8 protein-coding genes are annotated in these 14830 nt (G+C 73.5%); 2 read left to right on the forward strand and 6 right to left on the reverse strand.

Annotation, left to right across the window (positions count from 1 at the left end):
* Window positions 1–21: 21 nt before the first annotated feature.
* The 4 genes from ABZ738_RS08155 to ABZ738_RS08170 form a co-directional block, all read right to left on the reverse strand.
* Window positions 22–1581 carry a ricin-type beta-trefoil lectin domain protein gene (locus tag ABZ738_RS08155; RefSeq protein ID WP_162854376.1) on the reverse strand — a complete coding sequence of 520 codons (1560 nt, stop codon included), beginning with the start codon at window positions 1579–1581 and terminating at the stop codon, window positions 22–24.
* A gap of 158 nt (window positions 1582–1739) precedes the next feature.
* Window positions 1740–2030 (reverse strand): flavin reductase, encoded by a 291-nt coding sequence (locus tag ABZ738_RS08160; protein WP_131054587.1) that lies wholly within the window; start codon window positions 2028–2030, stop codon window positions 1740–1742.
* A gap of 220 nt (window positions 2031–2250) precedes the next feature.
* Window positions 2251–3852 carry an LPXTG cell wall anchor domain-containing protein gene (locus ABZ738_RS08165; RefSeq protein WP_357211886.1) on the reverse strand — a complete coding sequence of 534 codons (1602 nt, stop codon included), beginning with the start codon at window positions 3850–3852 and terminating at the stop codon, window positions 2251–2253.
* Window positions 3853–4003: 151 nt separating this feature from the next.
* Window positions 4004–5074: a cation diffusion facilitator family transporter gene (locus ABZ738_RS08170; protein WP_131054589.1), complete on the reverse strand. Its 1071-nt coding sequence runs from the start codon at window positions 5072–5074 to the stop codon at window positions 4004–4006.
* Between the two features lie 51 nt (window positions 5075–5125).
* Here ABZ738_RS08170 and ABZ738_RS08175 point away from each other — a divergent pair, with 51 nt between their 5' ends.
* A complete protein-coding gene (locus ABZ738_RS08175; RefSeq protein WP_131054590.1) occupies window positions 5126–5485 on the forward strand; it encodes a metalloregulator ArsR/SmtB family transcription factor in 360 nt (119 codons plus the stop codon).
* Between the two features lie 234 nt (window positions 5486–5719).
* Here the strand turns inward: ABZ738_RS08175 and ABZ738_RS08180 are convergent, their stop codons facing one another.
* Window positions 5720–6244 carry a DinB family protein gene (locus ABZ738_RS08180; protein WP_131054591.1) on the reverse strand — a complete coding sequence of 175 codons (525 nt, stop codon included), beginning with the start codon at window positions 6242–6244 and terminating at the stop codon, window positions 5720–5722.
* A gap of 39 nt (window positions 6245–6283) precedes the next feature.
* Complete coding sequence (locus ABZ738_RS08185; RefSeq protein WP_357211889.1) at window positions 6284–9109, reverse strand: condensation domain-containing protein; 2826 nt, start codon at window positions 9107–9109, stop codon at window positions 6284–6286.
* 137 nt (window positions 9110–9246) lie between these two features.
* Here ABZ738_RS08185 and ABZ738_RS08190 point away from each other — a divergent pair, with 137 nt between their 5' ends.
* On the forward strand, window positions 9247–14829 hold the full coding sequence (locus ABZ738_RS08190) for an amino acid adenylation domain-containing protein (RefSeq protein WP_357211891.1): 5583 nt from the start codon (window positions 9247–9249) through the stop codon (window positions 14827–14829).
* The last annotated feature ends 1 nt before the right edge of the window (window position 14830 follow it).

Raw genomic sequence — 14830 nt, forward strand, 5'->3', positions numbered from 1 at the left:
CTTACATCCGGGGGTCGGGTGTCAGCCGCGCCGCCACTTCTGGTTCGCGCCGCCGAGGCACTCCCAGATGGCGAGGCGGGCACCGTCGGCGTTGACCCATCCACTGATGTCGACGCACTTGTTCGCCTGCGGGTTGACCAGGTCACCCGCGGCGGAGAGGACGAACTGCTGGGCCGCGTTGCCGCTACAGGTAGCGATCTGGATCGCCGCGCCGTTGTCCCGGGAACCCCAGGCCACGTCCATGCACATGTTGTTCTGGGTACGCAACGTGCCGTTGACGAAGCTCCACGACTGCGCCGCCGTGCCGTTGCAGTTCCAGGTCTGCAGCGGTACGCCGTCGGAGAAGTTCGAACTCGGCACGTCGATGCACTTGTTGTTCCAGTTGCTGATCAGCCGGTTCCCGCTGCCACCGCCGCTGGTGACCAGCGTGAGCCCGTACGCGCCGAGGATCTCGTTGACCGGCTGGAACCAGGTCTCTCCGCCGGTGGAGCAGTCGCCCCAGCCGCCGGAGGTGACGCCCTGCGCCTGGTTGCCGCTGAGCCAGGCGCCACCCGAGTCGCCGCCCTGGGCGCAGGCGTTGGTGCGGGTCAGGCCGTGCACGGCACCCTGCGAGTAGTTGACCGTCTGGTTGCGACCCAGCAGCGTGCCGCACCGCCAGCCGGTGGTGCGACCGGACCGGCAGACCGAGCTGCCGATCGCGGCGTCCTGGGAGCCGGCCACCGACACGTTGCCGCCGGAGTAGTTGTTCACCCACGGTTGCGGGGTCCAGTTGCTGTTGGTCCGCACCCAACCGTAGTCGCGGCCGGGGAACGTCGAGCCGGCGAAGGTGCCCTGCGAGACGTTGTTGTAGCCGAGCGTCGGGCTGCCGACCCGGCCGCAGTGGCCGGCGGTGACGAAGCCGCCCTGCACCGCGAAGCCGACCGAGCAGAGCGTGTTGCCGTTGATGACGTACTGGTCCCCACCCCGGATGTCGTAGTTGATCCGGGGCGCTTCGGCGGACTCGACGATCCGGACCAGGGCCGCGTCGACGCCGCTGGCCTTGACGAAGGCGGCGGCCTCGGCGGTGGCACCCCGGCCGGCGGTCACCACGATCCGGTTGGTCGTCACGTCGACCGCCCAGCCGTGGACGGCGTCCGGTGGCGCCTTGCCGGCGTGTCGGTCGAGCGTCCGCTTGATGCCGTCCAGGGTGGATTCGCTGCGGGCGGCGGTGGTCACCTCGGCACCTTCGGCGCGGACGGCGGCGGCCAGCGACGGGTCGGTGACCGCCACGGTCAGCCTCGTTCCGCCGGCCGGGATCCAGGCACCGGCGAAGGCCGTACCGAGTCGGGCCCGTAGGCGTCGCTCGACGGTGGCGGCACCGGCCTCGACGCGGAGCCGGGTCAGCACCTGCGCGTCGGTCAGCCCGAGGTCGCGGCGCATCGCGCGGACCATCTCCGGCGCGAGGCCGGTGACCGAGGTGTCGGCGGTGGGGGTACCGGCGGTGTCGGCGGCGAGCACGGCCGGCGGAGCGGCGAGTGGGGCGAGACCGGCGACCAGGACGGCCGCCAGGGCCGCGCGCAGGGCGCGTGGCGCTCGTGGCATGGGACTCCTCCTACGGGGGTGGGGCGACGCGGGGGCATCACCGGGAGTTCGACCAAGAGAGCGCTCTCACGATCAAGTCTGTCGATGTGACAGGTAACTGTCAAGACTCCTGCCAGTTATGTCGGCGCATGATTCGTCCAGGTCGGACGGCGGGGTGGTCAGCGGGAGGGTGTTCGGGGTGGCAGCCAGCCGACGAACCGCTCATGCAGTTCCGCCGGGCCGGTCCCCGGGTGCCGCTCGGTGAGCTGCCGGAGCGCCTCCTCCCAGAGGATCGCCAGATAGACCAGCAGATCGGTGCGGCGGGTGCCGTACTCGGCGAGGAGGTCCCGCTTCGCCCGCCCGCACGGCCAGTCGGTCCCGCAGGCTCGGCACCGCCAGGTGGGGCGGGACGCCACATGGTCCCGGCAGCGTGCGGTGGGTACGACGTTCGCCGCTCTGGTCGCGGGCACGGCAGATCCTCCTCCGTCGGCGGGGGGTGGCGCCCGCCCGTCGGCGGCCCCCGGAGCGACGTGGGTGGGCCCCCACCGCACCACGTCGCCTGACGGATACCTTGCCCAGAGTCTCCGTGCAATCACACAGCGTTGTGATATTTCCGTCGTCGATCACGGACCGGACGCGGCACCGGCTCGGAGATACCTCCCCGACCCGGTGCCCACCACGCCTGTCGGATCAGGCGACGAAGCGGGTCCGCCGCCGACGCGCCAGCAGGAAGCCGCCCGCACCGGCGACGACCAGCAGGAGACCCGCCCCGGCGAGCAGGCCGGTGGAGGCGCCGGTGATCGGCAACTCACCGCCTGCTCCGCCGCCGGTCGGGTTCACCCGGATCGCGGCGGTGTCGTTGCCGGGGTCCAGATCCGCCATCGCGCCCTCACCCGACCTGGTCTTGAGCGTGACCGTGCCGGTCTGACCGCCGGCCCGGTCGACCCGGAGACCGAACTCGAACGCCACCCGCTCACCCGTGCTGATCGTGCCGCCGGCCTGGCACACGTAGCGCCGTCCGCCGGGCTTGCCGGGCGCGTACTCCTCGGAGTCCAGGTCGCTGCAGGACGTCGGAACGGTGACGGCGGTGACGCCGTCCGGCAGGGTCACGTGCGTCGGGACCTGCAGACCGCTTTGGCCGTCGGCCCCGGCGCGCGCCGGCCCGTTGTTGAGGTAGCCGACCCGCATCGGGACGGTGGCGCCGACCGCGCCTCGGACGGTCGCGCCCTCGGCGGCGACGTCGCCCCGCAGGTCACCGGCGACGTCCAGCCGTACCGAGATCTCGTTGCTGAATCCGTCGACGTCGGTCTGGGGGTGCGAGCGGGCCCGCATCTCGTCCACCGCCGCCAGCGTCAGTTCCTCGTCGGTCCCCCGGGGGCCGAGCGGTCCGGGCTTGCGGATCAGGTCCTGGTACTCCTCCCAGTCGGCCGGGGTGAACCAGGTGTAGTGGCTGTGGTGCCGGTTCGGTGCCCAACTGTCGGTCGGGACGGTCCCGCCGAAGGTGGAGTCCACCCGCACCGTCTCCCCGGGCTCCAGCGAGTCGTCGAACGTGCAGACGAAGACGCTGTCGTCCCGTGCAGGGTCGCCGTACTCGCAGTTCCGGTACCGCTTCGACGGCGTGAATCCGAGCGAGCCGGACACGTACAACCGCAGTCCGTGGGCGGTCGTCGTGCCACGGTTCGACACCGCCAACGGGACGTCGACGCGGGCACCGAGACTGCTGTCGAGGCGGAGGTCGCGGCCGTTCGCGCTGACGAGATCGACGCCCTCGCCGACGGTGACGGTGGCCCGGTAGGTCCCGGCCGCGAAGCGAGGCTCCGTGACGGTGACGACCACCTCACCGCGTTGGCCCGGCTTCGCGTCCGCCGCCGCCGTCACGCGCAGGCTGAACAGCTCCGTACCCCAGTCGGTGTCGGTCGTCAGAGCGCAGTCCAGCACGGGTCCCGCCGTCGTGCAGAGCGGAGGACCGCCCGCGTGTCGGACGTCGGCGAACGCCATCACGTCACTGCGGTCCACCCGCATCCGGTAGGTGGTGTCGTAGTTGCCGCCGCGCTGCTCGACCGACATCCACTTGCCTCCGACGCCGGGAGCGACGGTGACGCTCCGCAGGCGAATGTCGCTTCGCGGCGCGGCCGTCCGGTCGGCGGCGGCCGGAGGCGTCGTGGTCGGAGCCGAGGTGGTCGGCGCGGAGGTCGGTTCGGCCGCGGCGGGCGCGCCGCCGACGGCAGTGGCGACGAGTACGCCGACGACGGCCACACCGGCGAGCCGACGCCGGAGAGCGGAAGATGACATGGCGGATTCCTCAGGGTACGAACGGCGAGGTGGAGCGGGGCTACCCGGCGGACGGCGGGCCGGGTGGGCCGTGCCGGGCGCGGAGCCGGAGCGTGGTGGTGCGGCGGATCCTGGGCCGGGTAAGCCTCTCACGGCGTCGGGCCGGCGCGGATCAGCCAGCCGGTTGCCGTCGCCGGTGGGAGAGGTCGGCATGGTGGTGCCCGCCCGGGTGGCTGTCCGGGTCGGTGTGCACGGTCGCGCTGGTCAACCGGGGCACCGCGTGGGTGAGCCGGTGCTCCGCGTCGGCGGCGATCTCGTGCGCGGCGACGAGGCTGAGACCGGCGTCGACGACCAGGTCCGCCTCGGCGTGCAGGCGGTGGCCGATCCACCGCAGGCGTACCCCGGTCACGTCCCGGACGCCGTCCACGTCGCGCAGCGTACGTTCGGCCCGGTCCACCAGCGTCGGGTCGACCGCGTCCATCAGCCGGCGGTAGATCTGCCGTCCGGCGTCGGCGAGCACGACGGTGATGGCGACGGCGATCGCGAGACCGACCACGGGGTCGGCCCAGCGCCAGCCGAGTGCGGCGCCGCCCGCCGCCGCGACCACGGCCAGCGAGGTGTAGCCGTCGGTGCGGGCGTGCAGGCCGTCGGCGACCAGGGCGGCCGATCCGATCCGCCGTCCGACCCGGATGCGGTAGCGGGCGACCAGTTCGTTGCCGACGAACCCGACGACACCGGCACCGGCTACCCAGGGAACATGACTCATGTCGGTGGGGTGCAGCAGCCGGCCGATCGCGGTCCACGCGGCGGCGACAGCCGACGCGGCGATGGCCGCCACGATGATGATGCCGGCGATGTCCTCGGCCCGCCCGTACCCGTACGTGTAGCTGCGGGTGGCCGCCCTCCGTCCGAGCAGGAAGGCGATGGCGAGCGGGACGGCGGTCAGCGCGTCGGTGACGTTGTGCAGGGTGTCGCCGAGCAGCGCCACCGAGCCGGAGTACACCACGATGACCGCCTGGGCGGCGGCGGTGACACCGAGCCCGACCAGCGAGATCCACAGTGCCCGCAGCCCCTCGCGGGAGGTCTCCAGCGCCGGGTCCACCCGGGTACGCGAGTCGTGCGAGTGCGGTACGGCCGCGTGCCGCAGCCGGTGCCACCGGCCGGGCCTGCCGTGGTGACGGTGGTCGTCGCGGCGGTCGTGGTCGTCGTGGTGGTGGTGATGGTCGTGCCGGCCCTGGGTCACGTGTCCCCCCGAGGAGAGCGGGGCCTGTGGTCCCGGCGATAATATGTGCCCATGTACGCACGCGACAACGTTGCAGGAGCCAGTGAGCGGCAACAACCCACCCCTGGCGACGGTGAGGTCGAGGCGGCCGTGCAGATGCTGCGGATGCTGGCCGACGGCACCCGGCTCCGCCTGATGTGGCTGCTCAGCACGGGCGAACACGACGTCGGTTCCCTGGTCACGGCCGTCGGTGCGGCCCGCCCGGCGGTCTCCCAGCATCTCGGCAAACTCCGCCTCGCCGGGCTGGTCAGCGTACGCCGGGACGGTCGCCGCGCCCTCTACCGCGCCCGCGACGGCCACGTACGCCGACTGGTCGCGGAGACGCTGCACGCCGCCTCCCACCGCGTGACCGGTAGCCCCGAACACGACTGACCGGCCCTGTCGTGGCGCCGGAACCGGAGGTCGAGGGGTCGGCCATCGCGGAGGCGTCTGCGGGACCGTGTCGGAGTGCTTCGCGGTCGGTCCGGTGGGCGGTCCGCTGCGACAGAGCAAGGGGGTACCCGGCCGCTGTCGAGCTGATAGCACAGACGGTTCAGCTCGACAGGGCCCCCGCTGTAGGTCGCCTGCCCTCAGCCTCGGCCACGGCTCGGACGGTCCGGGCACCGGTCAGGACGAGGCGTCCTGCACCAGTCGGAGTTGGCCGATCTCGGCGACGTTCTTCATCAGCTCGGCGTTGACCCAGGCGAGCAGGTGCGCGACGGTGTGTTCCGGATCGCGCGGCCAGGGAAACGGAGCAACCTCGTCGAGGTCGGTGTCGGTGAGCCGGTCCAACACGGTCGACCACTCCGCCCGCAGTTCGCGCAGCCAGGTGACGGTGGGCTCGCCGTCGCCCGGCCAGTGGACGTCGGTGCGCTCCCGGGGTGACCGGCCCTGGAGATGGTCGATGGCCACGCTCCACCACCAGCCCACGTGCCAGGTCAGCCAGGCGATGGTGGGGACCGGCACCGGGTCCGGCTCGGTGTCGGCCCAGTCCGGCACCCACCGGCCGGCGTCGTCCGGGCGGACCGTCCAGGAGAGCGCGGCGACTTCACAGCGGAAGTGCGCCGGCTCCAGCCGGTCCAGGTGGTATTCGAACAGCGACCAGGTCAGGTCGAACTGCCAGCGCAGCAGGTCACGACGGGAAGACGGCATCCGGCGATCCTCACACCCGGTGGCGGCCCGGTCGAACGGTTATCCCGGGCCGGCCGCAGTCGGGGACCAGGGCCAGGGCACGTCGCGGAAGGCCGCCTCGACGAGCAGCGCCTCGACGCCGCGCAGGAACGGCGCGATCCGTTCGGCGGGGAAGTAGCGGGTGTCGGCGGTGACGACCAACTCGACCGCACCGGGCGCGTCGAGCACCTGGACCCGGCAGCGCCACGGGAACCGCTCCAACTCCGGCAGCCAGCGGAACGCGCTGTCGCCGACCATCGCCCGCAGAGCGGTCTCGTCCGGGCCCGCCGTCGTCGGGTCGACGTCGCGGGCCAGCCGGGCGTCGTTGAGGTAGCAGTACGCGGACAGGAAGGTCCGGTGGTCGTGGCCGAGGTCGGTGAAGGTGCGCTCCCACACGGCCGGGTCGTAGTAGGCGTGCCGGTAGGCGTCCAGCGCTCCCCGCCGGGCCCGGGACAGCAGGTCGGCGAAGCCGGGCCGGTCGGCCAGGTCGAGCCGACAGAGCCCGATCTGGTTGAGGGTGCCGACCGCGTCCTGATGCCCCGGCTGGAAGCGGTTGCTGGCCATCACCACGATGCCGCAGGACTCCTGCCCGCCGTCGCCGGTCAGCCCGGCGGCGGTCGCCGCCAGCACGACGTTGGAGGTGCTGACGGCGTTGCGGGTCGCGATCAGGCCGGCCGCGTGGTGGACGGCGCGGGAGACCAGCGACCCACGCCGGTAACGGGGTGCCGGCGCGGCGCCGACCGGGTCGGAGAGGTTCGCCGCCAGGCCGGGCAGCTGCCGCACCCAGTACGCCACCGCCCGCTCCGACCGTCGTCGTCCGGCGTCGCGCTCCCGCCCGGCGAGGTCGACCGACTGGAGGCCGACCGGCGTGTCCAGGGTGCCGTGCCGCAGGAGCCTGCGCAGGTCACGCAGCACGACGTCGGTGGCGTGGAAGTCGACGGTGGCGTGGCTGAACACCAGCACGATCTGGCGTACCCGGTCGTCGACGGTGACCAGGGCGGCCCGCAGCGGCCACTCGGCGACGTGGTCGAAGCGCGACGCGCGCAGCCGGGCGGTCAGCTCCGCCGCGAGCGCGCGGCCGTCGGGGTCGTCCACCGGCCGGGGTACGGCGTGCACGCCGACGGGCAGCCGCCCGGTCGCCGCCATCTCCTGGTGCACCTCGTCGTCCCGGCGGCAGAACCGGGTGCGCAGCGATCCGTGCCGGGCGACCAGTGCGCCGAGGGCCCGCACCGCCTCGGGGACGGTCACCTCGGTCCGCGCCGACACGGCGAGCGTGCGGGGGAGACTCAGCACCCGGTACGCGGCGGGGGACTCGAACTCCTCCACGGTCCGCCACATGGCGCGTTGTCCCCAGGTCAGCGGCGCGCTGGCGGCCCGCCCGCCCGCGAAGTCCGCGTACGCCGTCTCCTCGGCGTGCCCGGCGCGGCGCGGGACCGGCCCGGCGGTGCCGGTGGACGTCGGTGACCAGGGCCATCGCACGTCGTCGAAGGCCGCCTCGACCAGCAACTCCTCCATGCCCCGCAGGAACGGCTCGACGGAGTCCATCGCGAGGTGCCGGGTGTCGACGGTGAGCGTGACGCCCACCGCGTCCGGCTCGTCCACGACGTGGGCCAGCAGGTGCCAGGAGGCCGCGTTCAGCCCGGCGGTCCAGGAGAAGTCACTCTGGGCGGTGGCCGCCCGCAACTCGTCCCGGGTCACCTCGGGCGGCTGGTCGAGGCCGCCGAGTGGCAGCCGGACGTCGTTGAAGTAGTGGTGCGGGTGGAACGCCGTCTCGTAGTCGACGCCCTGCTCCTCGAAGGCGTGCCGCAGCGCGGACGGCTGGTAGTACGCGTGCCGCAGGCCGTTCAGCGACGCCGCCCAGACCCGGCGCAGCAGCTCGGCGAAGTCGGTGCACCCGGCCAGGTCCACCACGCAGAATCCGATCTGACCGAGGTTCGCCACCGCCTGCGCGTACTCGGTGCGGAACCGGTTGTGCGACATCGGGAAGAGGCCGGACAGTTCGTGCCCGGAGGTGCGTACGGCCATCGCCTGGTAGCCGGCGAGCAGTGCGGCGGAGACGCTGACCCGATGTCGGGCGGCGACCAGCCGGGCCGCCCTGTCCATCGCGGAGGAGACCAGGACGCCCCGACGCAGGTGCGGCGTCAGCCCCGGCCCGGCCGGGACCAGCGGCTGCCGGGGGAGCCGGTCGAACTCCCGCTGCCAGTACGCCACCGCCCGCTGTGAGCGCCCCCGGTCGGGTCCCTGCTGGAGCCGGGCCACCTCCGCCGACTGCGGACCGGCCGGAGTGTGCAGGCCGCCGCGCAGCAGAAGCAACCGCAGGTCACGCAGCACGATCTCGACCGCGTGGGCGTCCACTGTGGTGTGACTGAACACCAGCACGATCTGGCGTACCCGATCGTCCACAGTAACCAGTGCGACCCGCAGCGGCCACTCGGCCGAATGGTCGAACGCGACGTCGCCGAGCCGTTCGGCGGCCTGCCGTGCGGCCTGCGCACCGTCACCGGTGCCGGGATGGAGCAGCAGCGGGAACAGCCCGGCGGGGGCGACCTCCTGCCGGGGCTCGCCGTCGACGACCGGGAGCCGGGTGCGCAGCGCGGAGTGCCGGCTGACCAGCGCACCCACCGCCCGGGTCGCGGTCGTCACGGTCACCCCGGCGCGGGGGGAGACCGGCACGGCCCGCCGCAGGTTGAGGAACCGGTGGTTGGAGCCGAACCGGGCGATCGAGCGCAGGAGGACCTGCTGAGCCCAGGTCGGTGGCGCCGTCCCGGCACCACCGCCGGAGAACTCGGCGTAGCGCAGCGGTTCTGCCGCCCACTCGGCGGGGACCACCGTATCCGCGAATCGCATTCCTGACGGTACGACGGTCCGTTCCGCTGCTGGATCGATCGATCGAGTCCTACACAGTGGACCGATCAGCCGATCCACCCTCTGGGAAGCGGGATGCAGACTACTGACTCCCGTCCGTCATCGGATTGAGGCATAGCGTGACGAACGTCGACGTGCCGGCCCGAGACACCACCGTCATCCCGACGGCGACTCCGCCCGCCGGAGCGCCCCGACTCTCCTTCGGCCAGGAACGGATCTGGTTCACCGAACAGCTCGTGCCCGGCACCGCCGCGTACCTCGTCCACTCGACCGTGCGGGTGCGTGGACCGCTCGACGTCGAGCTGCTGCGGGCCGCCGTCGACGCGACCGCCGCGCGGCACGACAGCCTCCGCATGCGGTTCACCGAGAACGCCGACGGCGAGCCCGTCGTGCACGTCGCCCCCGAGGTGCGGGTGCCGGTCACCGTGACCGCCGTGCCCGGTGAGGCCGAGGCCCGCGAGCTGGTGGCCGGCTCGGTCCGCACCCCGTTCGACCTCGGCGTCGCGCCCCTGCTGCGGGTGCTCGTCGTCCGGCTCGGCGACCAGGAGCACCTGGTGCATCTCGCCATGCACCACATCGTCAGCGACGGCTGGTCGCTGACCCTGCTGCTCGACGAGATCGCCGCGACCTACGGCGCACTGCGCGACGGCACGCCGCCGCCCCCGGCACCGGCCACCGGCTACCTGGAGTACGCGGCCTGGCAGCGGGACCGTCTCGACGGACCGGCCACCGGGGACGGGTTCGCCTACTGGACCGGAGCACTGGCCGGCGTACCCGCGCTGGAACTGCCCACCGACCGGCCCCGCCCGCCGGTGCAGTCCTACGCCGGTGCGACCCACCGCTTCACCCTCGACGCCGACCTCACCGACGGACTTCGCCGGCTCAGCCGCGCCCACCGGGCCACCCTCTACATGACCCTGCTCACCGGCCTGCAGGCGGTGCTGTTCCGCTACAGCGGCCAACGGGACTTCGCCATCGGCTCGCCGGTCGCCGGACGGGTGGTGCCGGAGCTGGAGAACCTCGTCGGTCTCTTCGTCAACACCCTCGCCCTGCGCGCCGACCTCTCCCCGGTCGCCGCGACCGCCGACAGCGCCGCCGTCGAACCCAGCTTCGCGACCCTGCTGCGGCGCACCCGCACCACCGTCGTCCGCGCCCTGGCCCACCAGGAGATCCCGTTCGAACGCCTGGTCAAGGACCTGAACGTCGCCCGGGACGTGAGCCGCTCCCCGGTGTTCCAGGTGCTGTTCACCCTCCAGAACTTCGCGCCCGGCGGCACCCGGTGGCCCGAGGACCTGCGCGCCGAGGGCGTCGGGACCGACGTGGCCAACGCCCGCTTCGACCTGTCGCTCTACGTCGGCGAGTCCGCCGACGGGCTGCGCGGCATGGTCGTCTACGACACCGACCTCTTCGACGCCGCCACCGTACGCCGGCTGACCGCAAGTCTCGCCACGCTGCTGCGCGCCGCCGTCGCCCGGCCGGACCTGCCCGTCGTCGATGTGGACCTGCTCGACGCGGACGAACGGGACCGGGTGCTGGCCCTGGGCCGACCCGAGCACGACGCGGTGGCCCGGGTCACCGGCGCGGCGACCACCCTGGCCGAGCTGATCGGCCCGCACGTCGCCGCCACCCCCGACGCCCCGGCGGTGGTCCTCGGCCCGGACACGCTCACCTACCGGGAACTGGACCGGCGGGCCAACCAGCTCGCCCACTGGCTGCGCCGCCGGGGCGTCGGCCCGGACCGGCTGGTCGGGGTGCTGCTCGACCAGTCGGTCGACCTGGCCGCGACGCTGCTCGGGGTGCTGCGGGCCGGTGGGGCGTACCTGCCGCTGGACCCGGAGCAACCCCCCGCGCGGCGGGGCCTGATGCTCGCCGACGCCCGTCCGACCGTGGTGCTGACCAGCTCCGCCCTACGTGACGGGCGGCCCGCCGAGGCGAACACGGTCGCCCTGGACGAGATCGCCGACGAGGTCGCGGCCCAGCCCGACACCGCGCCGGAGACCGGCACCACCGGCGAGCACCTCGCGTACGTCATCTACACCTCCGGCTCCACCGGCACCCCGAAGGGGGTCGCCGTGGCACACCGGCAGGTGCTGCGCTACCTCGACGGGGTGGCCGACCGGTTCGCGGTCGTCCCGGCCGCCCGGTACGGGCTGATGCAGTCGATGTCGTTCGACTTCAGCGTGACCCTCTTCTATCTGGCGCTGGCCACCGGTGGCGCGGTGCACCTGCTGCCCCGCCGGTGCACCGGCGCGGAGCTCGCCGAGCGGCTGCGGACCGCCCGCATCGACTACCTGAAGATCACACCGTCGCACCTGTGGGCGCTGACCGCCGACGCCGCGCCGGGGGAGCTGCTGCCCGCCCGCGCGCTCGTGCTCGGTGGTGAGGCGTCCGACCTGGACCGGGTCGGCCCGCTCGCCGCCGCCGGTCCGGCCCGGGTCTTCAACCACTACGGCCCCACCGAGGCCACCGTCGGCGTCACCACCTACGAGGTCACCGCCGACGCGCCGGCCACCGGACCGGTGCCGATCGGCCGGCCCCTGCCGCACGCCCGGGTGTACGTGCTCGACGAGCGGATGCGTCCGGTCCCGGTCGGCGTACCCGGTGAGGTGTACCTCGGCGGTGACCGGCTGGCGCGCGGATACCTGAACCGGCCCGACCTGACCGGCGAGCGCTTCGTCCCCGACCCGTACGGTCCACCCGGCGCGCGTCTCTACCGCACCGGCGACCTGGGCCGCTGGCGCGCCGACGGGCAGCTCGTCTTCCTCGGCCGCCGCGACCACCAGGTCAAGATCCGTGGCTACCGGGTCGAGCTCGGCGAGATCGAGGCCGCGCTGCGGGACTGCCCCGGGGTACGGCAGGCCGCGGTGCTGCTGCGCGACGAGCGGCTGGTGGCGTACCTGGAGGCGGCACCCGACGTGGCCGCGCCCGAGCCGGCCGCGCTGCGTCGGCGGCTCGCCGACCGGTTACCCGAGCACATGGTGCCGAGCCGGTGGGTTGCCCTGGACCGGCTGCCGTTGCAGGAACACGGCAAGGTGGACCGGCGGGCCCTGCCCGAGCCCGTCGACGACGCCCCGACCGGTGCGCGGGAGACGCCGACCGGGCCGGTGGAGACGCTGGTGGCCGACGTCTGGCGAGCCGTTCTCGGGGTGACCGAGGTCGGCGCCACCGACGACTTCTTCGAGCTGGGCGGGCACTCCCTGCTGGCCACCCAGGTGGTGGCCCGGCTCCGTCGGGAACTGCCCGACGTGGTCGGCACGGTCGCGCCGCCGGTCAGCGTGATGGACCTGTTCCGCCACCGCACCGTACGCGAGCTGGCCCTGCTGGTCGCCGGGGACGGCACGGACCGCGGCGGGCTGCTGCACGAACTGACCCCGCCGATGCCCGCCGGCACCCGGATCGCCACCCTGGTCTGCGTCCCGTACGGCGGCGGCAGCGCGGTGGTGTACCAACCGCTGGCCGACGCCCTGCCGCCCGGGTACCGGCTGCTGTCGGTGGCCGTACCCGGGCACGACATCGGCCTCGCCGACGACCCGGCACCCATCGCGGAGGTCGCCGCCGACGTCGTCGCGGAGATCCTGCACCGGGTCACCGGGCCGCTGATCCTGTATGGACACTGCGGCCCCGGCGGGGCGCTGGCCGTGGAGGTCGCCCGCCGGCTGGAGGCCGCCGGCCGGGACCTGGAGGCGGTGTACCTGGGCGCGGTCTTCCCGTTCGCCCGTCCCGTCGGCGGCCTGCTCGGCCCGCTGCTGCGACTGCGGTTGGCCGAGCGGCTGCGCAGCGACCGGATCTACCGCACCTGGTTGCAGGCGCAGGGCACCTCCATCGGGTCACTGGCACCGGACGAGGTCGCGTTCCTGATCCGCGCCATGCGGCACGACGCCGAGGTCTCCGAGGAGTACTTCACCGAGCTGATGCGGCGACGGGTCGGCCCGCTGCGGGCACCGATCGTCTCCGTGGTCGGCGAGCGTGACCGCAGCACCGACTTCCACGAGGAGCGCTACCGCGAGTGGCACTTCCTCAGCGACCGCACCGCGCTCGCCGTGATCAACGAGGCCGGACACTACTTCCTCAAGTACCGGGCGGCCGAGCTGGCCGAGATCGTCACCGACGTACACCGGCACCTCGCCGCGCCGCCGCCGTCCGCCGCGCCACCACCGTCCGCCGCGCCGCCGCCGTCCGCCGCGCCGGTCCGCGCCGAGCCGGGCCCGCCGTCCGTCGCCTCGCCGCGTCCGGACGGCACGCCGGCCGCCTGGCAGCTCGCGGCCGTCTCCCCGCAGGGACCGGACGGACCCTCGGGCGGGAGCGACGGTACGGCCACCGCGCCGCCACCGAGCATGCGCCGCTTCGGTCTGGTCGCCGCCGGGCAGATCGTCTCCGGCATGGGGACGGCGCTGACCACGTTCGCCGTGCCACTGTGGATCTACACGCAGACCGGGTCGCTCGCCCGGTTCGCGCTCTTCGCGGTGCTCGCGCTGATGCCCGGCCTGCTCGTCGCACCGCTGGCCGGCGCGGTGATCGACCGGTTCAGCCGGCGACGCGTCCTGCTCGGCGCCTGTATGGCCGCCGGGGGCGGCAACGCGGCGATGGCGGTGCTGGTGCTGACCGACGTCGCCCAGGTGTGGCACTTCTACCCCTTCACCGCCTGGCTGTCGGTGGCACTGGCGTTCCAGCGGCTCGCGTTCGTCTCGGCGGTGCCGCAGCTCGTGCCGAAGCGCTTCCTCGGCCACGCCAACGGCCTCGCCCAGACCGCTGTCGGCCTCACCCAGTTCACCGTCCCGCTGATCGCCGTGGCCCTGCTCCAGGCCGTCGGGCTGCGCGGCATCCTGCTCATCGACGTGGTGTCGTACCTCTTCGCGATCGGTGTGCTGGCCGTGGTGAGGTTCCCGCGTACGCTTGCCCTGCGCCGCCGCGAGAGCATCGGTGCGGAGATCGTCGCCGGGCTGCGGTACGCGCTGCGCCGCCGGGAGTTCCGCGCCATGCTGGCGTTCTTCGCCGCGCTGAACTTCTTCCTCTTCCCGGTGCTGTTCCTGCTCTCCCCGCTGGTGCTCGGCTTCGCCGACCTGAACGAGGTGGCGCAGATCGCGCTGACCGGCGGGGTCGGCGCCGCCACCGGCGGTCTGGTGATGCTGCTCTGGGGCGGTCCCCGCAAGCGTCGGATGCGAGCGGTGCTGCTGGGCACGCTCGGCATCGCGGTGGCCGCCGTGGTCACCGGGCTGCGGCCGAACCTGCTGGTCATCGGCGCGGGCGCGTTCGGCATGTACCTCGCGCTCGCCATCGTCAACGGCGTCTACAACACGATCATCCAGACCAAGGTGCCGCCCCGGGTGCACGGGCGGGTCTTCGCGCTCAACCAGATGGTGGCGCAGTCCACCCTGCCGCTGGGCTGGGGCCTGGTCGCCCCGTACGCCGCCCGGGTGACCGAGCCGATGCTGCTGGCCGACGGCGTGCTGGCCGGCACGGTCGGCGCGGTGATCGGGGTCGGGCCGGGGCGCGGTCACGGACTGCTCTACGTGCTGTTCGGGCTCTGCATCGCGGTGACGGCGCTGGTGTCGCTGGCGACGCCGGTGCTGTCCCGCTTCGACGACGAGGTGCCCGACGCACCCCCGGACGACCTGGTCGGCATCGAGGAACGCCGGGCACGGTCGGCCGCCGGCGGTGACGAGCGGGTACCGGTCGCCGCGACCGGCGGAAGGGCGGACTGAG

The sequence above is a fragment of the Micromonospora sp. NPDC047793 genome (assembly GCF_040642635.1).
Lineage (GTDB): Bacteria > Actinomycetota > Actinomycetes > Mycobacteriales > Micromonosporaceae > Micromonospora.